The following is a 24326-nucleotide window of genomic DNA, read 5'->3' as shown; positions in this document are numbered from 1 at the left end:
TCATTAAATATATATAAACTATAATTATTGAAATAATTGATTAAAAACTTATCTAAAGATGCTAAACTTCCATCATATGATAACTAACATTATTAATATTATATGCATTATAATTTGGATTTACATTTATATCATTTTCAAAACTAAGGTTATATGGATCATAAGAATATGAGTTATTTATATTGTTAATATCATAGAAAAAGAAATATATATAATCATCATAAGAAAAATTTAGATATGTATAGTTAACTTGATCTGATTGATTTGTTTGATTATTATAATAATAAAGTGTTCCAGATACATTCATGAAACATTGTTGATATGTATTATTATATTCATTAATAATCTGCAAATTTGGAGCATAAAATAATAATAATGGATTTCCTGTATTTTCATATAAACAAAAATTTAATCTATCAATCAATAAACTATTAGTAAATTGCTGATAAGTATATTCTGAAATATGATTCAATATTAAAAAACGCATATAATATTGCTACAATAAAAAATGTAAATATTATAACAACTGCAGCAGCTATATTTTCAATTATATCTTTTAAGGATAATGATCTCATGTTTCAGAAGATAATACTGATATATTTAGATATGGGCCTCCATATTCTACACCAACCTTTGATATAACAATAAACTCTGGAAATTCTTCTTGACCCTCATTATTTATATTTCCTTCAACTGATTTACAAGACTATTATCTTCTGATTCTTCAGTTGAAATATAGATATATGTAAAGCTTGTATTACATAAATAATAATCATTATCATTACCATAACATCCATTATAAAATGTGAAATTTGGCTTATAATATATTGATAATGTTAAATATGGTTGATATACTGTATATTTACCATTTGGAAGTAGACCAAAAAAAGTTTTACCTTGACTTATAAATTGATTATAATAACAATATGTATATGGATTTGTTGTAGCTTGCTAATATTGTATTAAAGTGATTGCTGAGGAAAATGCCATATTAAATGCAAAACCAGCTACAAAATCGGCTGGAAGTGGTAAAGTTTCATCTAATACCATATCTACAACTTGCATTATAGTAGCTTCTCCAGCAGCCCATAAAGAAGGCCCTACTGAAGATTGCAATGCATTAAAAATATCTCCCCATATATTATGATTTCCATATGAATATTCAATTATGCAGATTGTTTGTATATGAAGTATATGCAATGCCAAAATTTATTAATGCTTGTTTAGCAATTGCTGTATGTTTTTAGATATGCCATTTAAAACTTCTATTATAGATTTTGTTGAACCAAAACTCTTTAATCATGGTTAATATGAAAGTCCTTCAGCTATAAAAGAATTTAGTGCATCATCTGCAAGTTGTTGCCATAAATCACGTACATAGCATACTCCAATACTAACTAAAAAATCATTATTATTATATAAAGGAATAAACAGAGTGGATGATTGTATAGGAGGAATTATCCTAAATTCATAGAAAAAGGTTGGTCCATTAGTTACTAAAAATGCTGCACTCATATTTCCAGGTTCTGATGTTGAATATGTAATAAAACCAGCAACTTCTAATATTAAATAAGGATTATGAGTACCAAATATTCTTGTAACAGATATATGGAAAATATATTCCTATTAACGATACAATTATTAAAAATATTGATGCTATTGTTGAATCTAATAATTCATCATCCATACTATGAAACAGTTTCTCCTATATATATATTAATATCTGCCGTTCCATCATTACTATTTACATCTATATACATTACTGTTGGTGGTAATAGAACCTGCTAATAATAATATTGGAAAATCTACCCCCAGAAAGAGACTTCCTAATGTAGCAGCATCTACTATTTCACCTTCTATATTACTAAGCTGTACTTCAGCATTTTGTGGAAATCCTGATAATTCAACACATACCGATGGATTATATGTTAAACTATTTGAATTCATATTTGAATATGGAGAACAATATATATTACTACTTTCTTCATATGTATTACTATTTTCATTAATTGTTGACATAAACGTACATCTATTACTATTACATGTTATATTTGTATCATTTATTATAGTAAGAACCATTGATGATGGTATTTGAAGCATTCTAACAGTATTTATTATTACATTTATAAAAAAGGTCAAAAACATTTAAATTACTATTCTCAGAATATGCTAATAAACCTGCATTATCATTTAATCCGTTTATGTTTATATTTCTTTCATTTACATTATCCAATGATCTTTGTTTTATTAATTTACAAAATGCTAATGCTGGTGCAAATATGATAGTTTTTCCATTATCTGTTGTAGAAACATTCCAATATACTAATTTAACAGATAAAAGACCTACAACAACGTTCGGAGGAAAACAATGATATAATTGTAAATACCATCCAGTGTTATATGTCAATACAAAAACATAATTATAATCATAATTATCTATAAATATCTGTCCAGTAGCATTATTATTTATAGCATCAGAATTGAATTTAAATATCCGATATATTCAAAATCTTTCCCCATAGATAATCCAATAAGTGCCGTAATAATATTATATATTAAAACTACCAATACAATTAATACTATTATATCAAAAATTATTTTAATAAGAGAATCCCCTTTCTTATTATCCTAATCCAGATTGATTTAATACTTTATACCCAACACTTGTTACATTTACCTGCATAGAATTATTTACTATATAATAATAAAATAATATTGCTAAAATTATTATTACTATTGCAATAATTAAAAATCTTATAAAATTTATTGCATTATCAGCCATAGTTATTACTATTTATGCTATTTACAACATTTGTGCCATTTGTTTGATTTATGCTTTTAAATAANTTTACTCCACCTTTGAAATAAAAGTACATAAATATTACTAACAATACTAAAGCAACTATAAAGAAGTATATTGCTATTAAAAATGTTTCTAATTGAGTTTCTTTTATCCATTTCCTCTTATTAGATGGATAGTTTGCAAATATTTTATATTTAGCCCTATTTCTTGTCCCAATATGACAAAAACAAATATTAATATTAGTACAATAAATATTAATGCTAGGATTATCTTTAAAAGTTCTCCAGTTTCCATTATAAATCTAAAAACTTTGTAATTTATAAACTAACTTCCCCCAGAAATTGATGTTAATAGAATTACCCTATTTCCTCCCTCATATGTATATTCTATTATTATACCATTCAGGTAATGTTAGATTACCTGGAATAATTGTAACTTGATTTGGTGAAGGGTTGTTTTTAGTTGAACTTAATAGATAAGGTTTACCACTGCTGTTATTTATTTCTAAAGAGTTTACTAATAGTTTATTATATACATTATTTGAATCTTGTGGATTTTCTGACATTAAACTACTATTTACATTGCTTAAAATCTGACAGGCGATATTATTAGTACTATTTGCTATTACCTTATGTCCATACATAACTTCCAATGGAATATAATTATAATATTTCATCATTTCCAGCATACATAAAACATCATTTAATGTAACATTATATGTACTATTATAGTCAAATAATAATAATACATATTCATTATGATTTCCTTGCTATAGTTACACTTTGTCCCAGTGTTTCTCCATATGTAAAGGATAAATATTTTGCAACTAAATATGTTGCATATAAATTTTGACATGCTGATGATGTTGGATTACTGCAAATTGCTGTTGTTCTATATTATTTACATATGATTGATTTAAATCATTAAGCATTTCATTTATCTGGGAACCACCTATATTACTCAAATTCACAACTACTAAACCTTCTGAAACTAAATAATATAAAATTGGTCCTTGTAATGCATGAGCTAAATTATTTAAAGATTCAGATGATAAATCTAAACCAATAGTTCCAAATAATAAACCACCACCTAAAGGATTTAAAAATACTGTTCTATATGAATTTATAACATCTTTCGCAATAGGACCTAATGCAGATCCTCCATTCTGAAGATCCTCAAATAACAGATCTTTCAAATCCATATTCTGTATATCTTCTTCACTAAATCCTATACTCTCTAAATATTCTATATTCGCATTATAATTTTCATAATACTCCTTTAACTATACCAGCCTCAGCCGTAGCAGCAATAATTCCTATTAATACATCATTTGCAATTGTTGAAGCATCGGCTATTCCCTGTGCTATTGGATTTACCATAAAACTTATACTTCCTGATAATGCATATCCAAACGATGGCGTTGGTCTACCTGCATAACTAAGACCTTTTAATACATTAAAGAAAACTAATATTACAAATATTATTTTAATAATTACAATAATAAGTTCTATTACACTATCGCTTATTGATTTCATATCATTTATAAAAATTTTGGATTTTATTAATTTTTTATAGCAAATTTTCAATAACCTTAATACTTAAAAATAAATAATAATAGAAAATTATATGAAAAATAAATTTAAGGCAATAGCTATTATTTTTATATTATCTTTGATAATGTTAGGTACACCAATAATAGGCACAAACAAATTTAAATGGCCAACAATATACAAATACATCAATTATTATAATAACTAATAATTCTAGATTTGGTTATGGGTTTTCAATAACTAGTTATAAAGGTACTTGTTTATATTTATTATACAGAATTGAAATCATCAATTGCAACTATTAATGGTTTAGTATTTAATGGAACTGAAGAAATGAATGCACCTTTACCAAATTTTAATGATTTGGGAGAAGCTAGTCCAGCATTAGTTGAATTAAANAATGGATCATTAATGATGCTATGGGCTGGTGTGCCAATTGGAAGTTATAGTTGCAATAATTTAACAATTCTTCTTCAAGCTTCAATATTAAATAATAATGTTTGGGGACCTGTTATTAATTTAACAACAAGCGTGAAGGAAATGAGTTATGGTACTGATGGAAATTATATATATTTAGTTTATGAACCTACATTATCCCTTACATATAATAAGAAAATACTTGAAGAATTAACACTTTCAGGTAATGTTATTAAATCCTTAAATATTCCAGGTATTGCTGGTATTTTAAGTGCAAATAATGGTCTTGTAGCTGTTCAATTTCTAAATGGTACTTATGCTTTAGTAAACATGAATAATGGAAATATTGAATTTTTAAGTGCAACGGATATTGGCTTTGTTGGTAATTCATTATATCAATTTTATAATGGAGTATTAACAATTAATCAAAATTTGACATTTAATTTACCAATATATGAACAGTTGATCTTCCACAAATCATGGAATAATGGATATGTTAAATTGCATGGAGACCTGGTTTATTAAGTGTATATTATTGGAATGGTACAGAATAACAATCAATTGTTAATTATACAACTCAATTTACAATAATTGCAAGAGCAACAATTTCAAATAATAATCCTTATTTAGCATGGTTTGGATTAAATAATATTTCAAATGGACAAGGTTCAATATATATGGCAATAACACCATTACCTTATCAAATAAGGCAATCTACTACAACTACTACCAATAATATAAATAATATTCCTACCACATCAACTTCATCAACTTCTAATACATCTTCATATAGTTCAATACCAGAGTATAACTACAACATCTAATAAATCTTTGTTTNNNNCAATACCAATTTGGGTTATTATTTTAATAATAGTTGGTGTTGTAGTGTTTATTATTTTGTATTAGCTTTTTTAGATTAGGATATTAAAAATATTTATAAAATTTTTATAAAAAGGTTTGTTTATTTGATAATTATAAGTATAATTATCTTTTTAAAACTTTATTAAAAGTATATTATATGCAAGAGCCTGNNACTTTAGATACTATTTTAATGAGAAATATAAAAAGTATTGGAAAAATTAAAGAATATTTAAAAGAATATGGGCCAGTAATAGCAGGTTATGCATTATCATTATCTCCTTATACAAGAGCTTCACTTTCAGTAGGATCATATTTAGAAGGAAGACTTGGTGGTCGTAGAGGTATAGCTGCAAAATATGCATCAATAGAAATTGGTGTTATTGCTACTGCTGCTGCTGATACGAGTTGCATTATTTGGAATACATGCATTACCTTCACATAATGAACATATACAATATTTAGGATCTCAAAATGGTTATGAAGCATTTGTACCAAACGGTCAAACAATAAATTATAATGGTCACACAAATCCTGTAGGTGATTTAATATTAAACAATGGAACAACATTACATGACGTAATATGGAATGGACAGTATGCAAGTACAATAATTAATAATCATAATCAAATAGTTCAACTAAATAATCAATTTGTTGGAGCAACTGATCCAATAAATCATCAACCATATGACCCCTTAAAGGATTTATATGTAATTAAGGGTAAGGTGCCAGTTGAGCAGGCAATAATAAATGGACAGACATATTATATAATAGAGGCAAATAGACTCAACCCAGCGAACATTGCAGGATTCTATACATATGATAAATGGGTACCCAACTTCNNAGCGGCAATGAATACACCAGGAACATACGCAGCAGTAATACCAGGAAACTCACCAGTATATGATTGGGCAAATGTAACAGGAACATTGGTTTATGAAACAAACTNATATCAACAATATAGCAGTATAGATATCGCTGGAGGATATGTACTAGCACTACCTAACAAAACAATAATTCCTTACGGAGCAATTGGACATATTGCTGGTTCATCTTTCAACAATTTTTATGTTCCAAATCAAACATATAATATACCCAGTTAATTTTTAGCAATATTTTTAAGATATGTCTTATAACATAAGGAACTCCATACGTTACAATTATCCAGTTTAGATACATAAATACCCGAACCTCCTCCCGAACCTGCTGAAACAAATAAATAGGGGGTTCCTGTATATACGCTTGAATCATCTTGCAAGTGACTTATAATAATATTATATTCTTCATGATATCCAAAAGTTCCAGGTATAAAAGTGTTATTATTTATACTACTTGGAGCAAAATAGCTATATTTATATAAAGCATTTTGAAGATTATAGGATTGATTAAACGCTGTATTATATGCATTTATGTATGATTGTACAAATAAAGGTTCACATTTATCATCTTCAACAGAGCAAAAAATTGTTCCAGGTGGTTTTGGTGGTATTGCATACGCACTTCCCCCATTCCAACTATATGGTTCTGAAGCAAGAGAATAATTGAAAATGTTTCCATTGATTAAGAATATTATTTTCATATTATTATTTTCTGGCTGGAACCAATTATACAGCCAAAATACACCATATTGGAGAATAAAAATCATTATTTTGTTGATCTGGTGGCATAAAGGGAAAATAATTTGATCCTCCATTTTGTCCGTATATCTTTCCATTATTATCTTCTAAGAAATAATAATTGAGATTCCAACCAGTTAGACCACCAGTGAGATAACAAGTTGTACCACAACTCCAACCAGATCCTGAATAATAATAATCATAATATCCACTTGGATTTAGATTATTTGTATATTGAGTAGTTAAGAAATATCCTAATCCTAATGTATCACTATATTGCAATATTCCAACATAATATCCTGAAGAATAGCCTGGACCTGGACCACCAAATGCCCATGCATATTCATACATAAATATTGGGAAATTAAGTGGTAAATATGTATCACCCCCAACATTTATTCCTATATTTTGATTTCCTACAGGAGCACATCCTCTAAGACCATGTATACAGTTCGTTGTTGAATCTTTATAATTATAATCATTTACTGTATCAGCTTGGAATTGATTATTATAACTAATATAGATAATAGTATAGCAGCTGAAACATATGGAGTTGTAACAGTACCTGGAGTATCTTCCCAGGGTATTCCAGAAAAATATGCAAATGTTTGTAATCCCAATCCATTTTGTGATTGAGATAATTGATTAAAAGTCTTTTGTAAAACATTTGATGTAATTAATGCATATGATCCTTGCCATGTTCTTTTATCCATCATTAATCCTTCTAATTCTCCAGTTAGCGATAATTTGTGGAATAATATTTGTTCCATTTACATAAATACTTATATTATTATACGAGGTAATACATTATTAAATTGAATATTTTCGAAACAGCATATCCATTATTACATACTCCTGCTGATGTTTCTTCCATTCTTTCACCTTTTGTTTTATAATATGGATAAAAGTTAACATATATAGGAAATACATTTAATCCATTATCATATTCAACTGCTGAAGCCGGATGGGATGAATTTAATGCATAAGGATCACCACCAATTGTTCCATTTAAATATGGTAATAGACTTTCATTACTAAATCCAACAAATATTGATATAATATTACAACCAAAATTACTATTATATAATGAAGGAATATTTAATAGATTAATAAAGAAATAATAATTTCCCTCACTATCTTGACCAGCATACCATGAAGGTAATGCATAATATTTACCATCATAATTATCTAAAAATACTACATTATCCCCAACATATGGAGTATTATTTATATAATTACTTAAAGGAGGACCAATTGTAACTAATATATTTTGGAAATCTTCCATAGAATATCCTCCATTACTATTTGATAAAGAATAGCCAGAATATGTTCCATTAACTATTTCTACATTATTTTACTCAATAATATGAATATTGAGTATTTGGATAAGAATTTCCTAATAAAGATATTACTGGACTTATATTTATATATTCAGGTTCACTTAAATAGTAATATTGTATACTTGGACTATTTCCTGACACTGGTTCACATAATATACAAAAAATGCAAAACTACCTGGCTGATATTCTAAAACATTATTTCCAACAATTTTACATTCATATGTAGTTTCATTATACGTATATATAACATTATTTCCTTCAAAAGTTATTTTTTGATAGATTAATTATAGATTCTAATTCAACATTATATGATGAACTTATATCAAATGATGTTGAATGTATATTTGTTATATTCGGAGGATTTATCTGAGATTAATTACTCCTACTACTACTATAGGTATTTGTAATATTATAAAATATACTCCAATTACTTAGATTTTCAATAAATGATGGAACATAATATTTATTCAATCCATTCTGATAATAAATATTTACCATAATTGTTGAATTTATTGTATTCTGATTACTATTNTGATTGTTTTGACTATTTTGGTTCATTATTGAAATATAATATTGAGATGGATTATTAATATGATAGAATTTATATATTGAAGTTAAAATAAATATAACTCCTGCAAGAGCTATAAAAATATTGGAAGATAATATCCTATAAATAGCATAAGATCATCAAAAATACTCCCCCTCATTTTATTATATTTGAAATTGATTGATTTGTAATATTTTTAAAGCTGTTATTAAGAAAATTAATTGACTCATTTGCTGTATTATTTCCACCTAAAAATATTTTATATCCAAACAAAACTGCCAAAACTAAAATAACTAACATAATAACTATAATTATTTCCATATCTATTGCTATAATATTTTTCATATATATCTAAAAAATCTTATCAATTATAAATTTTATTCGAAAACTTTCTTTTTATAATAATATAAAATTATCCCAAAATTGATAATCAATATTCCATCCACTGTAGAACAATATAAACATATTGAATGAATTAAAAATAACATTACTATATAATGAAAATATTACAAATATAATAACAATTAATCTATATAATAAATTATAAATTATCTTAAACATTTTCTTATACAATAATAATATCAAAAATATATCAATTATGATATATTAAATTACATATATTTCTAGGTATTCCAAACAATTTTGAATATGGACTTCTTATTACATTTTCACAATTTATTGGGGTATTATTAATAGAACAAAATAATGGTAATGAGCTATTTATTAAAACAACATATGATAATTAAATATATATAATTAAACCTATTATTGAGAATATTATTTATCATAATAACCTTTTATCAAAGTTTAGATCCATAAAAATAAATAAAAAACAATATTTATAAATTTTTGAATAAATAAACAAAAATGAAAGGAGATTATTATTTATCATTTGAAAAAGAAAAAATAAATGAAAAAATAAAATTGGAAAATGAAGGTCCATTATTTACTATTAATTATAATCCATCAATATATTCATTAAGATCATCATTTCCATTATATTTAATTTTTTCTATATATTTTGTTACATTCTTAATTTCAGAATATTATAACCCAAATATATTATCCTTATTTTTATTATTTTTTATTACTTCAATTGTATATTATATTGCATTAAAATATTATGAAAAGGCAAAGAACTATTATATAATATTTACAAATAAAAGATTAATAATTGATTGAAAATGAAAATATTAAGATCAATAATGAATTCATATATAAATAATATAGAAATATATCAGAGTTTATATGAGAAAATTAGAAAATTATATACAATAAAAATATATACTCCTAACATTTTTATTAAATAAAAGTGTAAGTTTAACAATTAATTAATTAATGAAAAAGGATGATATGATAAAATTAAGGGATATTATTTTAAATCATATAACTAAGAAGATTGAACAGGAGAAACTTGTTCCTTAAATTTTTCTAAATGTGCTGGATGAACAATTATCATTTTTTCTTTTCCTTTATCATTTACTAAAACTTCATAACATTCCCCCCTTTTTCCTATAATTGTTCCAACCATTCCATGATATTTTGGATGAGGCATTGTTTTATTATATGATGGATCAATCTTTATTACAACTTTATCATTTATATTGAATTCTTGTAATATTTTCCTTATCTTTATTTTACCATGTTCCCTTATATGTAATGATATTTCAATCCCTTGTTTTTCTTCTAGAACCCTTCCCCTTTCTTNCAGTCATTAAATTTAAAGTTCATGATATATTTTTAAATAATATTTAAAAAGATATATAAATGGAATACTGAATAAAAAGCTTATAACACCTGCAAATGTTAAAAATATATTACAAAAAAATAAAGAAAAGAGAAATTTATTATATGTAGAAGAAAGAACATTAAAATTCCTTAATGATACATATAAATTAGATGAAAATGAAGAAAAAGAAATATTAGAAGAATTAAAAGCTATAAATTTACCAGATGAAGTAAAAATACAAATATTAGAATTTTTACCAAAAAATGAAGAAGAATTAAGGGCAGTATTATATACGCATACTTTAAGCAAACAAGATATTGAAAAAATATTAAATGTAATAAAGAAATATGGATAAAAGAGAAGAGTATGAAATTGAAATTATTATTTGCCAGGCGGAGATCCAACAAAAAATATAAAGGAGCCAGTAGTATATACTGTTGGAAGGGATTATTTTACATTATTATTATTAACATTAAAACCTGGTGTTACAGTAAATTTATTTGAAGAATTATATATTGGAAATAAACAAAGGGATAAGGTAAGATCTATATTAAAAAGATTATCCTTTGATGAATTACCTGAAATTGCAAAAGCAAATTTAGAAAAAGCAATAAGAGATGCTAATAGCAAAAAATGAGAAAAAATTTGTAGAATTTTTTAATAAAGCTGGTCCATTAAATATTAGAATACATACATTGGAATTATTTCCAGATATTGGAATAAGTAACTGTTCAAAAAATTATTGAAGAAAGACAGAAGAAACCATTTGAATCATTTAAAGATATTGAAGAAAGAGTAAAGGGAATTAAAAATATACAAAATATAATTTATGAAAGAATAATTAGAGAACTATCTGGAAAAGAAAAGACAAAATTATTCACTTTTAGCTTTATATTATTTAACTTTGATTTTATCTTTAAGTATCTTTCATAATTTGTTAATTCAATATTACTTTTTTCCTTTAATATCAATTAATAATAATTGTTTCATAAATTTCTTCCATTTTCTTTTATTCATTGTAACATTTCTTAAATGGGATTTCATTAAATGTCTGACTATATTGCTTGCTATTTACAAATACATGACCACATAATGGACATTTATATATTTCCCTTCCATTTCTATCAATTTCTCTTATAGCATGCAGCATTTTTTATATATTTATTATAACCTTTAAAAATTATTTATTTTGAATTAAAAACATTGAATGATCAATATGATATGAGTTCCAATCTTACTTCTTTTATTATTCTTAATCCATTATCTTCCAATTCCTTTCTTACTTCCTTAAATATTTCTTTTGGATCTCTAGATACATCAATTGATTTGCTTTTACTGCTAAAAATCCATATCCCTTATTTTTTAAATAATATTCAATATTTTTAATAAATATTTTTACCTGATGTGGTGGTGCAACATCTTGATATATTAAATCAACCTTTGTAACAATATGTAAATATTCCCATGGTTGTTCCGCGTCCGCCAATATTCCAATAATATTTTTTCTATCGTTATTATTGGGACAAGATCCCTTAATATTCTTGCAGAAATATCTACACCTAATATTAATCCATTTTTATCAATTATATCAGAAATATGTGATGCAGTTGTACCTGATGCAATTCCTAAATACAATATTTTATCACCTTTATTGTTTGGTACTTCTCCAATATTTTTCTTAATTGCTGCTGCTAATTCTGTCATTTTAATCCATTCTCTATATTCCTCATTATTATACTTTACCAATCTTTCACCATATACAACTTTTCCAGGTAGCAAATTCTTTGTATATAATCTACCTTTTTCATCAATAAATATCTTCTTATTCTCTTTTAATGCCTTTAATTTCATTTTTCAGATAATTCTTTAAATCTTTTATCCAATTCTTCCTTCAATTTTTGATATATTATCTTTCCATTCAAATCTGCTTTTACTGCTATAGATATTTTTGATGCTAATGTTCTAGCCATTGCTCCTCTTCTTTTTGGAGTTAATTTTTGTAAATAAGTTATGATTAAATATTACACCATGTTTTGGAGGTTTTATAATTTAAGATAAATGCAAAAACAATGCTTTTTCTGCATCTAGACCTTGTATTGTTGAAGAAGGTAATAATGATAATTCCTATAATCCGCGAGCTATTAATATTAATCTTGCACCAATTTTTGGAGTAGCAATTTCTGATAAATTTNNAGCAATTTCTTTCATTAATTTTTGTGTATATTCTTCCAAATTTTTTCTTAAATCATAAATTTCCTTTATTTTTAATGATATTTCATTCATTATTTCCAAATCTTCTTTTTCAAATATTTTTCCACCCATTGTTTTATTAATATTATATTTTTTCATTAATTCTTCCCTATTTGAATTTACAATTGTTCTTATAAATTTCTCATGATCCTCAATTTCCTGTGAAATTTCTGGAAAATATAATCCATACCATTCCCTAAATCTTTCCATAAATAATTTCAATGATTTATTTAAATCATCAAGAAAACTTATTGCTTGAATTATCATTTCAATCCCTACTTATTGAATCTGATATTTGTTCCTTTAATAAATCAATAAATAATTTATTATCAATCTTTTCTTCTCCAATTTTTTCCAATGTTTTTCTTATTATACTTGTATCTTCTGTATATTTATATCCTTCAAATCTTTTTCCAATGAAAATAGTCATTTTCCTTTATATAATTTTTTATCTTTTCAGGTAACTTGTTTTTATATATTTCTTCTAAATCTTCTAAATTTAATTCAACATCAATTTTCTTAAAATTTTCTAAATTATCATCAAATATATCTAATCCATTATATCTCAATAAAATATAGCTCATTGTATTATCTTTAATGATATTCTAAATCCTTTTGATGGAATTTGCATATTTATAAAGTAATTTTTGAAAAATCTTTCATCATTTGCAACATCTAAAAATCTTCTATGCATTCTTATTTGATATGTTTCATATATTTTTGTATCTCTCTTTCCCAATGTTCTCATAGCAGGTATTCTAATTATTTTTGTTGGTAAATTAACAGGACCTCTCTTTTCAATACCCAATTGTTCAATTATTTTTACACAATTGATTAGTAAATTGATTCATTGTTTTTAAATCAGTTCCCCACATTTTAATCCTTATCATTGACATACATTGATAATATATATTTTATTTTTAAATACTTTTCTACAGGTTCAATTTTCAATATATAGAATATTTTATCCAGCATTTCTTTCGTTAAATATACTAGGAATAATCTATGTGGATATTTATCTTTATAATTTAATATTGGAACATTTTGATAAAATTCATTAAATGATCTAACCAGATCTATTAAATATTTATACAAATGAATTAATTCTAATGATTTTTCAATATCATAGATTACATCCTTAAATTTAAATATATTAATAATTAATTTTTCTTCATATTTATTTAATTCTTTTATTTCATACTCTTCAGGTATTTTATCAACTTTATTTAATAATGATTTTATTCTTGCATATGTATATAAAAAGTATATTGCATTCCCTTCTTCCAAACTTAACATTTTATCAATATCAAACAATATTGCAGTATTTCTATCATATTTCAACATTTCTAATGATATAAAACTTTTTACTACTTTTTCAGCTTTTTCTTTATCCTTAAATTTATCATATGCAATATTATATAATTTCTCATATAAATCATCAACATTTATATATAATCCCGTTTCTTCCAGACATTTTTATATCCTCATTTATTCCAAATATTTTTGCAGTATTTCTATGCAATCTAACTAATCCATATCCATAATATATATATTTTGAATCTTTATCAATTTCTTCAATTACTCTTTTTACCATTAATCGCTTATGCATTTGTTCCATTCCAATTACATTTACTGAAATTTTATATGGTTCAATTTCTTTTCCTTCATTGTTTATTTCATATATATATTCTCCATTTCGTTGTTTTATATATTCTTTAAATTTAATATCTGATCTAATTATACCATGATTCCACATTGCATATGCAATATCCTTTGCATGATATGTAGTAGTTCCATTTGATCTTTCAAGAACCTTTTCTTTATTTGAATATGCTTTATATATATCCTCCCATCTTGTTAAATCTAAAGAAATTGTACCATTCTTTTTTATCATTTTATTTTCTTCCAATACTTTTAATGCATTATCAAATAATTTATACTTTAATATATCAGATTCTCTAATGATTAAATTAAAATATATATTAAATCTCCACAATGTATTTAATTGTCATATAAAATTCTATCAGATATTCTTTTAGATAAATAATATACTTCATTATTTCCCTCTTCAATCATCTTTATAATATTATATTTATATTTTTCCAATTCAGGAATTATTTCATATAATTTATTAACTATTACATATATAAAATCTCCATAATAATGATCAAATTTTTCAGGAACTTATAATCGCATATATATTTTTCAATATATTCATTCTCTCCAAAAATATTTTCCTAATTTTTTCTTCATATTCTTCCTTATATAAATTTTCTCTTATTAAAAATTCTTTAATATTCTTTATTACATTCTATAAATTGAAATCTTTTGGTTCTTCAGGTATTTTTAAATAATATATTCCTAAAATGTTATCACTAACTTGAACACCAGTATCATCTATATAATTTATTACATTTACATCATAGTTTAATGTTTTAAACAATCTATATAAAGAATCTCCAATCATTGAATTTCTTAAATGACATATATGTAATGCTTTATTTGGATTTGCAGATGTATGCTCTAAAAATACTCTAATATTCTTTTTTTCAACATTAAATAATTTTCTATAGTTTTCTAATAATTTTTCTTTATTCAATTTAATATTTAAATATCCATTTAAAAACTTATAATCCGAAACAAATTCTTTTATTTCTTATTATTTCATTTACTAATATATTTGGATCTTTTCCTTTTTTTATTTCTTTGACTAATTTAATAGATATATCATAATCTAAATTTTTTGGAGGTTCAGAAAATTCTATATCATAATCTTTTAATTTTTCTCTTAATATCCACATAAAATTAATCTTTTATAAAAAATTTAAAAATTAGAAATTGTATAAAAATTTATGGTAAAGAAAGGCCAATCCATAGCAATTAATACACTTATTATATTGATAATAGCACTTGTTGCCTTAATAGTTGTAGTATTATTCTTTACAGGTACATTTTCTAAGGGAATAACTGGAACACAAAATGTATTAAATCCAACATTGAATCAAACAAATCAAACAGGTCAAGCAATAAATAATATATCAAATCAAGTAAACGGCGGATCTAGCTCATCCCAATATTCTACAACTATAATTCCAACTACGACAACAACTACGTCTTATGGAGTGGGGGAGAATGGAGAATTTACGTCTACGATTATAACTACGACTACAATTATAACTTGCACAACCATGGGTGATGAGTTGGTGTGCCCATCCTACTCTTTTATAAGTTCATCTTTTATATAATAAATTAAAATATGGAAATATCTGATGCTATAGATTTTGTATTTTTTTTAATAATTGGAATCATTGTTTTAGTAGTAGTTAAAATTTTTGTAGTCCCTCAAACTTTGAAAATCTCATCATCTCAACAAAATTTATCAAATACATCAAATAATGCTTTAAATCAAACATTTGGCAATATATCAAACAATTACAATATTTAATTTAAAACCCTTTTTATATTATCTTTTAGTAGTCGGTCTTGGGCCCGGGGGGATTCGAACCCCCGTCAATGGTTTTGGAGACCACCGTCCTGCCACTAGACTACGGGCCCTAAAACTCTTCCTCAATCTTTAGATATCCTTTCTTTTTTAGCCATTCAACTTCTGAATCTGTATATGAATATAATATCTCTCCTTTTTTATCAGGTTGTAACTCCCATGGTTCTACTAATACATATGTACCCTTTTTTAACCATATATTCTTAAGCATTTTATTATTTTGTGGAACTCTACATATTCTTGTTTTTCCATCAAAAAATCTTACNCTTGCATGTGCCCAACCAACAACCTCCTCAATTATTCCTATAACTTGCCTATCCTTAGGAACAGGAACTCCTTCTTCTTCGAAAAGAGACATTTAAAAAATATTATAAATTAAACATTCATATAAATTACCATTCATCTTCCCCTTCCTCGTCCCAATCTTCTTCCAAATCCCAATACTCTTCTTCATCTTCTTCCCAACCTTCTCCTTCATCCTCTTCTTTCATTCTTCATTTCCTTTATCCTCCTTTTTGGGTCTTCCCAGTCCATACCCTTTATTATTATGTAAACTTTTATAAGGTTTTTCATGTATCTTCTTCACCCCTTAGTAATATTGTTACAATATATTTTTTATTTCCTGCTTTATTTTGAAGCTAAACAATTTTTTACTTAATTTTACTTCTCCATATTTTTTTAATATATTATAATAGCTCTTTATCCTATTTTTTCCTACATATAAATATATTTCAAGTTCATTTTCATTTATTTCATTTACCTTTTTTATTATATCTCTATTTTTCTTTGCTATTTTTAATATTTCATCTTCAATATTTTTATTATATCCTCTTATTTGTAAAATTAGATTTGCTTTTTTAATTAAACCTTTACATCTTGGACAAACAGTATCTTCATATTCAAAATTTTTCATATCAAGATTATTATACCATTTATTATGATATTTTATTCTTCCACAATAGCTACATATATATACTTTCTCTTTTTTCTCTTCTTTTTTATTTATTTTTAAATAACATTCATAACATAAACCATCATATAATTTTTCAATTCCTCTTCCACAGGATGGACATATCCTCTTCATAAATATATAACAAAAGTATATGGTATTCCTGCAATTCTTTTAATATCTTTTTCTTCAATTATTTTTTTCTCTTTTAATATATTTACAGATTCTTCTCCAACAGCATATATAAAATATATATCTTCAAAATCTTTTTCATCAATTTTTTCCTTTTCTTCTCCCTTAAAAAATTCATTTAATTCTAATACAAATTCCCCTTCCTCAAATCTTTTTCCATATAAATTTTTATCACATAAAACTAGAGCATATCCATAACTATTCCTATATTTTTTTACCAATATCATTTTAACTTATATATTACAGGACTTTCTGCACCACAGGCCAGGCATTTAATAATATATACCCTTTCCCTCTTTTCCAATCTTGTATCTAACTTTTTACATATTGGACATCTAACAAATATATCTATACAGTTATCTATCTTTGCCTTTATTTTATCAAATTCTATCCTTTTCTGTAATATTATTTTCTTATCTTCAATTTTTGATGCAACATTAAATTCCTTTTGTAAAAATTCTGCCAATAAATTTATGTCTCTATTTACTATATCACAAATTGTTCCAGCATTTTCTATAGATGTCCATTTTCCAACATAATTTATTTTTGGTAATGGTATATTTATCGATCCCAACATAGATCCATGTAAAACTTTTATACTACCCAATTTCTTATATGCTTCTCTAACATTTCTTCGTATGTTACTGTCATATAACTTTATATTTTTCTGAAGAAGATTCACTAAATCTCTCCTGCAGATAATAAATCCATTATCGTATTTGATAACTTTTCTTCGCTTATATCAAAGAAATCTTCTATTCTTTTAAAGATACTCCATCACCTTTATCATTATTTCTTATATATTCTAAAATTTGTTTTCTTAATTTTACTTCCTCAGGNAATTCTTCTTCATATTCTTCCTTATCTATTTCTTTTTTTACTTCTTTTTCTTTCACATTATCCTCATCACTATCTTTTTCTTCCATTTTATTTTCTTTATTATTTTTCTTTATATTTCTTTTCATTTTTTTAATGAAAAATTTTCTCCATATAATTTCATCATCTTCATTTAATATACTTACATATCTTGCAATTACAGAAAAATTATTATTATCTTCTGAAACATTTCCTAAAATTAGTAAAGTATCAAATAATTTAATATTATATATATCAAATAAAACAACATCAAAAAATCCGAATGTATCTAATAATTTTAGTCTAATTAATTTCTTTTCTTCTTGTATATCTATTACTTTTCCAATTAAACTTACTTTTTTATCTTTATAATTCTTTAAATCTTTTGAAAATATTGGCAAATACATATTTATACATCTTTATATTTCTTTCTCCAGATTCATATATCTATCCTTCCTTTAATAATTTCTCAATTGTTTCTTTTACTTTTTCTTCTTCCAAATCATATTTCTTAGATTCATTTAATATTTCATTTAATGGAACGCCATCAGGAAAATCTTTTTGTAAATCTTTTATTATATCCAATACCTTTGATAGTTTTTGTCTTTGTGTAGAAGAAATTCCAGACATTATTATATCTATATCTAATCTATTAGTTTCTGGATTTATTCCAACTTCTTTCAAACTATATAATAATAATTCTTTTGCAAGATTTAAAGCAGCTTCATTAAGTACTGGAGATGATCTTATTTTTGCAGAAGCTTCAGCTATTGTTATTATTGACATTAATTGTCTTGTAGTTATTGGTATTGTATCTTCCCCAGAACTAGATCTTAACTATATATAGAAATCCTTTACAATATCTAAAGCTGCAGTTGTCCATTGAGGTTCAATTTTCTTTGCATATATTATATATTTTCTTAATATATCTTTATCCAATGGTGCTTTCTTTTCTTCTTTCAAACCTTTCAATAGTTCATCAACAATTGCCTCATCCTGTTGAGGATTTGGTTCATCTATAAGAACAAATATTAAATCCAATCTATTAATTATTGTTGGTGGTAAATCTATTTGCATCAACTATACTTTTCATCTTATCTCATCTTCCAAATTTTGGATTCGCAGCTGCCAAAATTGATGTTTCCGTTCTCAATGTTGCATGAATATTTGCTTTATCAATTGTTATTGTTTGTTGTTCCATTGCTTCATGTAAAGATTGCAATTCCTCTGTAGATAATTTATCAAGTTCATCAATACATACAAGTCCTCCAGAAGTTAATACCGAGCTCCAGCTTCCAATACCCATCCACCTTTAAATATTTCATCTTTTTGACAGATGCAGTTAAACCTACAGAAGATGATGTTATTCCAAAATACATATTTTGATTTTGGAGCAATTTCTGATACATATCTTAATTAATTTTGATTTTCCTACACCAGGATCTCCTAAAATTAATATGTGTATATTTTTTCTTTCATCAACACTTCTTTTTCTTTTTCCACCAGATACCAATTGTAATGCAATTGCTTTTTTCAATTATTTCATAATGCTTTCCATATAAACCTGGAGCAATAGAACTTGCAATCAATCTTAATACATCTGCAGATTTTGCCAATTCTTTTATTTTTCTTTCATCTTCTGGAGATATTGATATATCTTCAACATCTTTATCTACAGGTTCAATATAAATTGCATCTATATATAAATCCAATATCGCTTTAAAATTTGAATTTTTTAATTCTTTTACAATTCCATATATTTTAACCCTTATTCCAGGTAATGTTTTCCTTTCCATCCTAGGTTCACATAAGTCTTCCTTTAATATTACAGTAATTTGAGTCAGGTTGTTCTCCTTTTTCAATTTGATCTGCAGGTTCTTCAATTAATAATCTTTGACCATCTATTGTTTCATGATCTGTTTCAATAAATTTTCCCTTTGTATCACCACATACAGGACATTTCTTTGGTTTTTCTATTACAATAATCTTATTTTCAACCCAAAATTCTCCACCACAATCTTCATGTAAATATTTTGTTTTTATAATAAAAGGCCTTACTTCTGAAGATATTTTTATTTTTCCCTCAACCTGTATTAATTTATCCTTATGTTCAGATGTAATATCCCTTATCCTTAAATATCTCAAACTTTCAGGAAGGTTTTTTATTCTTATCTTTACCTTTCTCATCTAATCTTTCAGAAAAATACATATTAAGTTGTTCTAGAAAACTTTCTGTTTTATTTAATAGGAGATCTAATTTTTTCATTAGTTTTAATATGATTTTATTTTCTCATAATCTAATACAATAGATTTTTCTTCTTCCTTAATAAATTTTTCAATTTCTTCTTTTGAAGCATCAAAAATTTGTCCTAAAAATCCAGCATCCAAAATTTCAACTTCCTTTGTATCATCCATATATATTATATTAGAAAAAACGCATATAAGAAAAGACATAAAAAAATTAATAAGTGAAATTATGCTAAAAGGGCCCGTAGCTCAGAGGTGGAGCGCCGGCCTTATAAGGCTACGCTCCTAAGAAAGCCGGAGGTCAGGGGTTCGAGTCCCCTCGGGCCGATTAATAGTTTAATTGAAGGGATTTTCCTTATCTATATAAAGACATAAATTTAACGCACGACAAATTTTTATTTAACACCCTATTATTATTAACAGGCCCTACTTAATGTCATGCATCCAGTAATTTATTCGAGGGGAGAAGACACATTTGAATGATGGCTTACTTGAGAGATCTGACTACATGAGAGCACTCAGAAAAAATAAATAGTTAATTGTCTAACAATTAATTATGAATTCAAATAACTTAGCGTTGCTGGTCATCGTTTTAGGAACGTTAATGTCGGCTGTGGATACAACCATTGTAATCTTAGCGATTCCATCTATCGCTCAAGAATTGCATACTAACCTTTACGTAATTATTTGGGTTATCATACTTTACCTTCTAGTTATAGCGGTCTTTACAACTCAGTTAGGTAGATTAGGTGATATTTACGGTAGGTCTCGCTTTTATATATTTAGGATTTGCAATATTTACATTAGGTTCAATTCTCTGTGGAGCCTCTCCTAATGCAATTTCCCTAGTAGCATTTAGGGGAGTTCAAGGGTTGGGGGCTGCAATGATGCAATCTAATTCTGGGGCTATAATTGCTGATATATTTCCTCCAAATCAAAGGGGTAAAGCTTATGGATATACTTCATTAGCTTGGAACGCTGGAGCTACTTTAGGGATAGTTTTAGGAGGTTTGATAACAACTTTCGTAGGCTGGAGATATATATTTTATATTAACGTTCCAATAGGAATCGTTGCTATAATATTGGGATTGAAGAATATAAAAAGATACTGGAAAGAAGAAATACTAAGCCGGATATTATAGGTATGCTAAGTTTATTGGCTTCACTATCCTTAATATCCTATGGAGCTGCTGATATTGCAGGGGAAGGGGTGAGGTTATTAAACATTTACTTAATCTCTGCCGGTTTAATTATATTATTAGGATTTTTATTGGTTGAAATGAGACAGCAGTTTCCTCTAAAGATCTGAAAGCTTTTAAAGCAAGCAGGGTATTTACTTATTCTCTATTCGCGTCATTTCTTCAAACAACGGGTTATTTAGCCACGGCATTCATTATAATAATGTATCTTCAAGGGATTAGAGGTTTATCGCCTTTCAACGCATCCTTACTATTAGTTCCAGGTTATGTTTTAGCAGGTTTAGTTTCACCATTTACCGGAAGATTATCAGATAAGATAGGTGCTAGAATACCTGCTACAATTGGGTTAACTTTCATGATGCTAGCTATTTTCATATATTTACACCTTTTAATCAGTACTCCTTTATACATTATTAAAATCGCTTCAACTATTGGCGGTTTAGGTTCTTCTCTATTCTTCCCAGCTAATAATAGCGCCTATAATGGCTAATGCACCCAGAGGATTTTATGGCGGTGCTTCTGGCTTAGCCAGAACTTTATCAAATATAGGGACTCTTTTAAGTTACGTTATAGCAATAAGTGTATCCTCTGCTACTGTTCCTAGATATGTTTCATTTGAAGTGTTCCTGGGAACTACAAATTATAATAGGTGGTGTGGCCAGTTCTTTCTTAACAGGTTTAAAGTCAGCTTTTTACGTATCGTTAGGAACATTAGCTGTTGCACTAGTTTTATCTGCATTAAGAGGTAAGGAGGCTAGAGCTCAGTTGGTACAGGTAGATCAAAGTCATAGTCAATAAACTTTTATCAACTTTCCTCTCGCTATACTTTAATTAATTGTTAATAGCTAAGTTTAAGCTTATAGGTTATTATCTGAGAACATACACTAATAATTCTTTTCTGGCTTGATTTGTAGGGATATTTATAGGCTTTACAATTGCTGCTGAATTGTTAGCAAAGAGTATAAAATAATTTTATTATTCAATATCGAATAGGATGACTACATGATTACACTCCCTTTTTAATAAAAAGAGAAATATAAAAATCTCATGAGAAATAGTTATATCATAGAAATAAGACCAATTGAGAGAAAATATAAATTAAAACAATTCATCCGAAAAGTTAGATCTCTAAGTCATTTGAAAGTACATAGAATACCTCATGCATAATTAAACTTGGGACTTTAATGCTTTAACATCTTATGCGCAGCAGTTTTTCACTTTATTTCATTTTACTAATCCTTTCTCTATTGTTTCATTTTATCTTGAACATTTGACATTTAACAATACATCGTTTATTTAACTTCTCTGAGACTCAGTAGTTCGGGATTCGAATCCCTCAGGCCAATAAAATTTTTATAATTATTTAAAATAAAATTAAAAAATTTACTTTAATTGTACCTGCTTTTCTTTTACACTTAATACCTGTCCAATTCCAATTGTTTTATTCATCTCTCTAATTGCAAATCTTCCCAAAGATGTGTTTGGGAAATCTTCAAATCTATCTACTATTATTGGTTTTGTTGGTACAAACTTTACCATTGCTGCATCTCCTGTCTTTAAGAATTGTGGATTCTTTTCAACTTCCTGTCGAGTTCTTGGATCTATTTTTGATTGTATTTCTACAATTTTACATGCTACTGCTGCAGTATGTATATGTACTACTGGTGTATATCCTACAGCAATTGCAGATGGATGATATAATACATAAATTCTTGCAGTAAATTCTTCTGCTAATTTTGGTAATGCTTCTCCCAATTTTCCACATACATCTCCCCTTAATATATCACCGCTTTCAGGTCCTTTAACGTTAAATCCAATATTATCTCCTGGTAATGCTTCATCTAATCTTTCATGATGCATTTCTATTGATTTTACTTTCACCTACAACACCATTTGGTTTCTTTGATGGTAAGAATATTACTCTATCACCAGGTTTTAATCTTCCAGATTCTACCTTTCCAGTTGGTACAAGTCCTACACCTTTAATATTATATACATCACCAATTGGGATCCTTAATGGTTTATCTACCAATCTTGGAGGATCATCCAACATATCAAATGCTTCATATATCGTTGGACCATTATACCATGGCATTTTTTGTGATTTTTGTGTTACATTTTCATCTGATAAGAATGCAGCAATTGGAACAATTGCTTTTATTTGTTTTTTAGTATAACCAATTTGTTTTGCCAATGTTAATACCATATTCTTTACTTGTTCATATCTTTTTTNNNCATAATTTACAGCATCCATCTTTGATACCGCAAATAA

45 protein-coding genes, 2 tRNA genes and 4 pseudogenes are annotated in these 24326 nt (G+C 26.1%); 11 read left to right on the top strand and 40 right to left on the bottom strand.

All coding sequences use genetic code 11. The features are described from left to right. Positions 1-61: 61 nt before the first annotated feature. From LUA84_RS00390 to LUA84_RS00345, 10 genes are all read right to left on the bottom strand, one after another. On the bottom strand, positions 62-424 hold the full coding sequence (locus LUA84_RS00390; RefSeq protein ID WP_231433919.1) for a hypothetical protein: 363 nt from the start codon (positions 422-424) through the stop codon (positions 62-64). Positions 425-431: 7 nt separating this feature from the next. Next, positions 432-575, bottom strand: coding sequence for a hypothetical protein (locus LUA84_RS00385; RefSeq protein WP_231433918.1), 144 nt, complete (start codon positions 573-575; stop codon positions 432-434). Between the two features lie 376 nt (positions 576-951). Then, positions 952-1206, bottom strand: a complete 255-nt coding sequence (locus LUA84_RS00380; RefSeq protein ID WP_231433917.1) for a hypothetical protein — start codon at positions 1204-1206, stop codon at positions 952-954. Positions 1207-1305: 99 nt separating this feature from the next. After that, the gene (locus LUA84_RS00375) at positions 1306-1515 is read right to left on the bottom strand and encodes a hypothetical protein (protein WP_231433916.1); all 210 of its coding nucleotides are present in this window, start codon (positions 1513-1515) and stop codon (positions 1306-1308) included. A 225-nt stretch (positions 1516-1740) separates the two neighbouring features. Then, complete coding sequence (locus LUA84_RS00370; RefSeq protein ID WP_231433915.1) at positions 1741-2145, bottom strand: hypothetical protein; 405 nt, start codon at positions 2143-2145, stop codon at positions 1741-1743. Beyond that, complete coding sequence (locus LUA84_RS00365; RefSeq protein WP_231433914.1) at positions 2102-2407, bottom strand: hypothetical protein; 306 nt, start codon at positions 2405-2407, stop codon at positions 2102-2104. Before LUA84_RS00365 ends, LUA84_RS00370 begins: the two co-directional genes overlap by 44 nt. A 216-nt stretch (positions 2408-2623) precedes the next feature. Then, positions 2624-2782, bottom strand: a complete 159-nt coding sequence (locus tag LUA84_RS00360; protein ID WP_231433913.1) for a hypothetical protein — start codon at positions 2780-2782, stop codon at positions 2624-2626. A gap of 394 nt (positions 2783-3176) precedes the next feature. Further along, entirely contained in the window at positions 3177-3482 is a 306-nt protein-coding gene (locus LUA84_RS00355) for a hypothetical protein (RefSeq protein WP_231433912.1), read from the bottom strand. A gap of 147 nt (positions 3483-3629) precedes the next feature. Next, positions 3630-4004: a hypothetical protein gene (locus LUA84_RS00350; protein ID WP_231433911.1), complete on the bottom strand. Its 375-nt coding sequence runs from the start codon at positions 4002-4004 to the stop codon at positions 3630-3632. A 64-nt stretch (positions 4005-4068) separates the two neighbouring features. Next, positions 4069-4338: a hypothetical protein gene (locus tag LUA84_RS00345; protein WP_231433910.1), complete on the bottom strand. Its 270-nt coding sequence runs from the start codon at positions 4336-4338 to the stop codon at positions 4069-4071. Positions 4339-5447: 1109 nt separating this feature from the next. Between LUA84_RS00345 and LUA84_RS00340 the strand changes: the two genes are divergently transcribed. Continuing rightward, on the top strand, positions 5448-5594 hold the full coding sequence (locus tag LUA84_RS00340; RefSeq protein ID WP_231433909.1) for a hypothetical protein: 147 nt from the start codon (positions 5448-5450) through the stop codon (positions 5592-5594). A 227-nt stretch (positions 5595-5821) separates the two neighbouring features. Then, entirely contained in the window at positions 5822-6073 is a 252-nt protein-coding gene (locus LUA84_RS00335) for a hypothetical protein (protein WP_231433908.1), read from the top strand. A gap of 654 nt (positions 6074-6727) precedes the next feature. Here the strand turns inward: LUA84_RS00335 and LUA84_RS00330 are convergent. From LUA84_RS00330 to LUA84_RS00310, 6 genes are all read right to left on the bottom strand, one after another. Next, entirely contained in the window at positions 6728-7207 is a 480-nt protein-coding gene (locus tag LUA84_RS00330) for a hypothetical protein (protein WP_231433907.1), read from the bottom strand. A gap of 25 nt (positions 7208-7232) precedes the next feature. Next, positions 7233-7595, bottom strand: coding sequence for a hypothetical protein (locus LUA84_RS00325; protein ID WP_231433906.1), 363 nt, complete (start codon positions 7593-7595; stop codon positions 7233-7235). A gap of 131 nt (positions 7596-7726) precedes the next feature. Further along, a complete protein-coding gene (locus LUA84_RS00320) occupies positions 7727-8014 on the bottom strand; it encodes a hypothetical protein (RefSeq protein WP_231433905.1) in 288 nt (95 codons plus the stop codon). Between the two features lie 20 nt (positions 8015-8034). Further along, positions 8035-8529 carry a hypothetical protein gene (locus LUA84_RS00315; RefSeq protein ID WP_231433904.1) on the bottom strand — a complete coding sequence of 165 codons (495 nt, stop codon included), beginning with the start codon at positions 8527-8529 and terminating at the stop codon, positions 8035-8037. A gap of 73 nt (positions 8530-8602) precedes the next feature. Continuing rightward, entirely contained in the window at positions 8603-8725 is a 123-nt protein-coding gene (locus LUA84_RS03950; protein ID WP_256443459.1) for a hypothetical protein, read from the bottom strand. Between the two features lie 562 nt (positions 8726-9287). Continuing rightward, on the bottom strand, positions 9288-9476 hold the full coding sequence (locus LUA84_RS00310; RefSeq protein ID WP_231433903.1) for a hypothetical protein: 189 nt from the start codon (positions 9474-9476) through the stop codon (positions 9288-9290). Positions 9477-9998: 522 nt separating this feature from the next. On the opposite strand from LUA84_RS00310, the gene LUA84_RS00305 reads away from it, so the two are divergent. Continuing rightward, complete coding sequence (locus LUA84_RS00305) at positions 9999-10313, top strand: hypothetical protein (protein ID WP_231433902.1); 315 nt, start codon at positions 9999-10001, stop codon at positions 10311-10313. Between the two features lie 208 nt (positions 10314-10521). Here LUA84_RS00305 and LUA84_RS00300 read toward each other — a convergent pair whose 3' ends face one another. Then, complete coding sequence (locus LUA84_RS00300; RefSeq protein WP_305836314.1) at positions 10522-10752, bottom strand: 50S ribosomal protein L21e; 231 nt, start codon at positions 10750-10752, stop codon at positions 10522-10524. A gap of 142 nt (positions 10753-10894) precedes the next feature. Between LUA84_RS00300 and LUA84_RS04950 the strand changes: the two genes are divergently transcribed. Genes LUA84_RS04950 through LUA84_RS04945 form a run of 4 tightly spaced genes read left to right on the top strand, consistent with a single transcriptional unit; the run spans position 10895 to position 11793 of the window. Continuing rightward, entirely contained in the window at positions 10895-11215 is a 321-nt protein-coding gene (locus LUA84_RS04950) for a hypothetical protein (RefSeq protein WP_457913314.1), read from the top strand. A gap of 30 nt (positions 11216-11245) precedes the next feature. Then, complete coding sequence (locus tag LUA84_RS03945; protein WP_256443458.1) at positions 11246-11497, top strand: DUF655 domain-containing protein; 252 nt, start codon at positions 11246-11248, stop codon at positions 11495-11497. After that, positions 11478-11606: a DUF655 domain-containing protein gene (locus tag LUA84_RS03940; protein ID WP_256443457.1), complete on the top strand. Its 129-nt coding sequence runs from the start codon at positions 11478-11480 to the stop codon at positions 11604-11606. The genes LUA84_RS03945 and LUA84_RS03940 overlap by 20 nt, the downstream gene beginning before the upstream one ends. Then, a complete protein-coding gene (locus LUA84_RS04945) occupies positions 11599-11793 on the top strand; it encodes a DUF655 domain-containing protein (protein WP_457913313.1) in 195 nt (64 codons plus the stop codon). Before LUA84_RS03940 ends, LUA84_RS04945 begins: the two co-directional genes overlap by 8 nt. 76 nt (positions 11794-11869) lie before the next feature. On the opposite strand, the gene LUA84_RS00290 is transcribed toward LUA84_RS04945, so the two are convergent. From LUA84_RS00290 to LUA84_RS00245, 11 genes and pseudogenes are all read right to left on the bottom strand, one after another. Further along, on the bottom strand, positions 11870-12010 hold the full coding sequence (locus LUA84_RS00290) for a hypothetical protein (RefSeq protein ID WP_231433901.1): 141 nt from the start codon (positions 12008-12010) through the stop codon (positions 11870-11872). A 61-nt stretch (positions 12011-12071) separates the two neighbouring features. Next, positions 12072-12711, bottom strand: a pseudogene (locus LUA84_RS00285) (fibrillarin-like rRNA/tRNA 2'-O-methyltransferase). Next, positions 12708-12872, bottom strand: a complete 165-nt coding sequence (locus tag LUA84_RS03935; protein ID WP_342765385.1) for a hypothetical protein — start codon at positions 12870-12872, stop codon at positions 12708-12710. The pseudogene LUA84_RS00285 and the gene LUA84_RS03935 overlap by 4 nt, the downstream one beginning before the upstream one ends. 112 nt (positions 12873-12984) lie before the next feature. Beyond that, positions 12985-13320, bottom strand: a complete 336-nt coding sequence (locus LUA84_RS00280; RefSeq protein WP_457913312.1) for a hypothetical protein — start codon at positions 13318-13320, stop codon at positions 12985-12987. A 58-nt stretch (positions 13321-13378) separates the two neighbouring features. Then, on the bottom strand, positions 13379-13540 hold the full coding sequence (locus tag LUA84_RS00275; protein ID WP_231433898.1) for a hypothetical protein: 162 nt from the start codon (positions 13538-13540) through the stop codon (positions 13379-13381). Beyond that, entirely contained in the window at positions 13512-13694 is a 183-nt protein-coding gene (locus LUA84_RS00270; RefSeq protein WP_231433897.1) for a hypothetical protein, read from the bottom strand. The genes LUA84_RS00275 and LUA84_RS00270 overlap by 29 nt, the downstream gene beginning before the upstream one ends. Next, the gene (locus LUA84_RS00265) at positions 13691-13927 is read right to left on the bottom strand and encodes an uS10/mL48 family ribosomal protein (RefSeq protein WP_256443568.1); all 237 of its coding nucleotides are present in this window, start codon (positions 13925-13927) and stop codon (positions 13691-13693) included. Before LUA84_RS00265 ends, LUA84_RS00270 begins: the two co-directional genes overlap by 4 nt. A 59-nt stretch (positions 13928-13986) precedes the next feature. Beyond that, complete coding sequence (locus tag LUA84_RS00260; RefSeq protein WP_231433895.1) at positions 13987-14454, bottom strand: DALR anticodon-binding domain-containing protein; 468 nt, start codon at positions 14452-14454, stop codon at positions 13987-13989. 94 nt (positions 14455-14548) lie between these two features. Further along, positions 14549-15106, bottom strand: a complete 558-nt coding sequence (locus tag LUA84_RS00255) for a DALR anticodon-binding domain-containing protein (RefSeq protein WP_231433894.1) — start codon at positions 15104-15106, stop codon at positions 14549-14551. 315 nt (positions 15107-15421) lie between these two features. Next, the gene (gene argS / locus LUA84_RS00250; RefSeq protein ID WP_231433893.1) at positions 15422-15709 is read right to left on the bottom strand and encodes an arginine--tRNA ligase domain-containing protein; all 288 of its coding nucleotides are present in this window, start codon (positions 15707-15709) and stop codon (positions 15422-15424) included. Between the two features lie 28 nt (positions 15710-15737). After that, entirely contained in the window at positions 15738-15911 is a 174-nt protein-coding gene (locus LUA84_RS00245) for a hypothetical protein (protein WP_231433892.1), read from the bottom strand. Positions 15912-16007: 96 nt separating this feature from the next. Here LUA84_RS00245 and LUA84_RS00240 point away from each other — a divergent pair, with 96 nt between their 5' ends. Beyond that, positions 16008-16355 (top strand): hypothetical protein, encoded by a 348-nt coding sequence (locus LUA84_RS00240; RefSeq protein ID WP_231433891.1) that lies wholly within the window; start codon positions 16008-16010, stop codon positions 16353-16355. Between the two features lie 11 nt (positions 16356-16366). Then, positions 16367-16555, top strand: coding sequence for a hypothetical protein (locus tag LUA84_RS00235; protein ID WP_231433890.1), 189 nt, complete (start codon positions 16367-16369; stop codon positions 16553-16555). Between the two features lie 39 nt (positions 16556-16594). On the opposite strand, the gene LUA84_RS00230 is transcribed toward LUA84_RS00235, so the two are convergent. The 11 genes and pseudogenes from LUA84_RS00230 to LUA84_RS00185 all read right to left on the bottom strand — a co-directional run bounded on the left by LUA84_RS00230 (position 16595) and on the right by LUA84_RS00185 (position 21023). Continuing rightward, positions 16595-16665, bottom strand: a tRNA-Trp gene (locus LUA84_RS00230). Next, positions 16665-16970, bottom strand: coding sequence for a translation initiation factor eIF-1A (locus LUA84_RS00225; RefSeq protein WP_231433889.1), 306 nt, complete (start codon positions 16968-16970; stop codon positions 16665-16667). Before LUA84_RS00225 ends, LUA84_RS00230 begins: the two co-directional genes overlap by 1 nt. A 243-nt stretch (positions 16971-17213) precedes the next feature. After that, positions 17214-17696 carry an NMD3-related protein gene (locus LUA84_RS00220; RefSeq protein ID WP_231433888.1) on the bottom strand — a complete coding sequence of 161 codons (483 nt, stop codon included), beginning with the start codon at positions 17694-17696 and terminating at the stop codon, positions 17214-17216. Further along, positions 17693-17980 (bottom strand): DUF424 family protein, encoded by a 288-nt coding sequence (locus LUA84_RS00215; protein WP_231433887.1) that lies wholly within the window; start codon positions 17978-17980, stop codon positions 17693-17695. Before LUA84_RS00215 ends, LUA84_RS00220 begins: the two co-directional genes overlap by 4 nt. Further along, positions 17977-18435, bottom strand: a complete 459-nt coding sequence (locus LUA84_RS00210) for a eukaryotic translation initiation factor eIF-2-beta/eIF-5 family protein (protein WP_231433886.1) — start codon at positions 18433-18435, stop codon at positions 17977-17979. The genes LUA84_RS00215 and LUA84_RS00210 overlap by 4 nt, the downstream gene beginning before the upstream one ends. Before the next feature lie 620 nt (positions 18436-19055). Next, positions 19056-19427, bottom strand: a pseudogene (locus LUA84_RS00205) (minichromosome maintenance protein MCM); the annotation flags it as partial. Between the two features lie 18 nt (positions 19428-19445). Then, positions 19446-19685: a hypothetical protein gene (locus LUA84_RS03930; RefSeq protein WP_256443567.1), complete on the bottom strand. Its 240-nt coding sequence runs from the start codon at positions 19683-19685 to the stop codon at positions 19446-19448. A 22-nt stretch (positions 19686-19707) separates the two neighbouring features. Next, positions 19708-20121: pseudogene (locus tag LUA84_RS03925) on the bottom strand (ATP-binding protein). Next, positions 20087-20404 (bottom strand): hypothetical protein, encoded by a 318-nt coding sequence (locus LUA84_RS00195; RefSeq protein WP_231433884.1) that lies wholly within the window; start codon positions 20402-20404, stop codon positions 20087-20089. Before LUA84_RS00195 ends, LUA84_RS03925 begins: the two are co-directional and overlap by 35 nt. 7 nt (positions 20405-20411) lie before the next feature. Further along, entirely contained in the window at positions 20412-20795 is a 384-nt protein-coding gene (locus tag LUA84_RS00190; protein ID WP_231433883.1) for a hypothetical protein, read from the bottom strand. Positions 20796-20879: 84 nt separating this feature from the next. Continuing rightward, positions 20880-21023, bottom strand: coding sequence for a hypothetical protein (locus tag LUA84_RS00185; protein ID WP_231433882.1), 144 nt, complete (start codon positions 21021-21023; stop codon positions 20880-20882). 70 nt (positions 21024-21093) lie between these two features. On the opposite strand from LUA84_RS00185, the gene LUA84_RS00180 reads away from it, so the two are divergent. Together LUA84_RS00180 and LUA84_RS04580 are read left to right on the top strand one after the other, a co-directional pair. Then, a tRNA-Ile gene (locus tag LUA84_RS00180) sits at positions 21094-21183 on the top strand. Between the two features lie 228 nt (positions 21184-21411). Next, a pseudogene (locus LUA84_RS04580) lies at positions 21412-22852 on the top strand (MFS transporter). A 585-nt stretch (positions 22853-23437) separates the two neighbouring features. Here the strand turns inward: LUA84_RS04580 and LUA84_RS04940 are convergent. Continuing rightward, positions 23438-23935 carry an elongation factor 1-alpha C-terminal domain-related protein gene (locus LUA84_RS04940; RefSeq protein WP_231433879.1) on the bottom strand — a complete coding sequence of 166 codons (498 nt, stop codon included), beginning with the start codon at positions 23933-23935 and terminating at the stop codon, positions 23438-23440. Positions 23936-24326 lie beyond the last annotated feature (391 nt).

It is taken from the genome of Candidatus Nanopusillus massiliensis (genome assembly GCF_920984865.1).
Note: the sequence above shows the minus strand (reverse complement) of the source record. Positions and strands in the feature narration are given on the sequence as shown.

Excerpts from the sequence above, each read along its gene's own strand:
- LUA84_RS00385 (WP_231433918.1), bottom strand. The coding sequence starts at position 575 with ATGAGATCATTATCCTTAAAAGATATAATTGAAAATATAGCTGCTGCA.
- LUA84_RS00375 (WP_231433916.1), bottom strand. The coding sequence starts at position 1,515 with ATGAGTGCAGCATTTTTAGTAACTAATGGACCAACCTTTTTCTATGAA.
- LUA84_RS00370 (WP_231433915.1), bottom strand. The coding sequence starts at position 2,145 with ATGTTTTTGACCTTTTTTATAAATGTAATAATAAATACTGTTAGAATG.
- LUA84_RS00360 (WP_231433913.1), bottom strand. The coding sequence starts at position 2,782 with ATGGCTGATAATGCAATAAATTTTATAAGATTTTTAATTATTGCAATA.
- LUA84_RS00355 (WP_231433912.1), bottom strand. The coding sequence starts at position 3,482 with ATGATGAAATATTATAATTATATTCCATTGGAAGTTATGTATGGACAT.
- LUA84_RS00350 (WP_231433911.1), bottom strand. The coding sequence starts at position 4,004 with ATGGATTTGAAAGATCTGTTATTTGAGGATCTTCAGAATGGAGGATCT.
- LUA84_RS00345 (WP_231433910.1), bottom strand. The coding sequence starts at position 4,338 with ATGAAATCAATAAGCGATAGTGTAATAGAACTTATTATTGTAATTATT.
- LUA84_RS00340 (WP_231433909.1), top strand. The coding sequence starts at position 5,448 with ATGGCAATAACACCATTACCTTATCAAATAAGGCAATCTACTACAACT.
- LUA84_RS00335 (WP_231433908.1), top strand. The coding sequence starts at position 5,822 with ATGAGAAATATAAAAAGTATTGGAAAAATTAAAGAATATTTAAAAGAA.
- LUA84_RS00330 (WP_231433907.1), bottom strand. The coding sequence starts at position 7,207 with ATGAAAATAATATTCTTAATCAATGGAAACATTTTCAATTATTCTCTT.
- LUA84_RS00325 (WP_231433906.1), bottom strand. The coding sequence starts at position 7,595 with ATGTATGAATATGCATGGGCATTTGGTGGTCCAGGTCCAGGCTATTCT.
- LUA84_RS00320 (WP_231433905.1), bottom strand. The coding sequence starts at position 8,014 with ATGGAACAAATATTATTCCACAAATTATCGCTAACTGGAGAATTAGAA.
- LUA84_RS00315 (WP_231433904.1), bottom strand. The coding sequence starts at position 8,529 with ATGGAAGATTTCCAAAATATATTAGTTACAATTGGTCCTCCTTTAAGT.
- LUA84_RS00310 (WP_231433903.1), bottom strand. The coding sequence starts at position 9,476 with ATGAAAAATATTATAGCAATAGATATGGAAATAATTATAGTTATTATG.
- LUA84_RS00305 (WP_231433902.1), top strand. The coding sequence starts at position 9,999 with ATGAAAGGAGATTATTATTTATCATTTGAAAAAGAAAAAATAAATGAA.
- LUA84_RS03940 (WP_256443457.1), top strand. The coding sequence starts at position 11,478 with ATGCTAATAGCAAAAAATGAGAAAAAATTTGTAGAATTTTTTAATAAA.
- LUA84_RS00290 (WP_231433901.1), bottom strand. The coding sequence starts at position 12,010 with ATGCTGCATGCTATAAGAGAAATTGATAGAAATGGAAGGGAAATATAT.
- LUA84_RS00275 (WP_231433898.1), bottom strand. The coding sequence starts at position 13,540 with ATGACTATTTTCATTGGAAAAAGATTTGAAGGATATAAATATACAGAA.
- LUA84_RS00270 (WP_231433897.1), bottom strand. The coding sequence starts at position 13,694 with ATGAGCTATATTTTATTGAGATATAATGGATTAGATATATTTGATGAT.
- LUA84_RS00260 (WP_231433895.1), bottom strand. The coding sequence starts at position 14,454 with ATGTTGAAATATGATAGAAATACTGCAATATTGTTTGATATTGATAAA.
- LUA84_RS00245 (WP_231433892.1), bottom strand. The coding sequence starts at position 15,911 with ATGTGGATATTAAGAGAAAAATTAAAAGATTATGATATAGAATTTTCT.
- LUA84_RS00235 (WP_231433890.1), top strand. The coding sequence starts at position 16,367 with ATGGAAATATCTGATGCTATAGATTTTGTATTTTTTTTAATAATTGGA.
- LUA84_RS00220 (WP_231433888.1), bottom strand. The coding sequence starts at position 17,696 with ATGAAGAGGATATGTCCATCCTGTGGAAGAGGAATTGAAAAATTATAT.
- LUA84_RS00215 (WP_231433887.1), bottom strand. The coding sequence starts at position 17,980 with ATGATATTGGTAAAAAAATATAGGAATAGTTATGGATATGCTCTAGTT.
- LUA84_RS03930 (WP_256443567.1), bottom strand. The coding sequence starts at position 19,685 with ATGCAAATAGATTTACCACCAACAATAATTAATAGATTGGATTTAATA.
- LUA84_RS00195 (WP_231433884.1), bottom strand. The coding sequence starts at position 20,404 with ATGGAAAGGAAAACATTACCTGGAATAAGGGTTAAAATATATGGAATT.
- LUA84_RS00190 (WP_231433883.1), bottom strand. The coding sequence starts at position 20,795 with ATGAGAAAGGTAAAGATAAGAATAAAAAACCTTCCTGAAAGTTTGAGA.
- LUA84_RS00185 (WP_231433882.1), bottom strand. The coding sequence starts at position 21,023 with ATGGATGATACAAAGGAAGTTGAAATTTTGGATGCTGGATTTTTAGGA.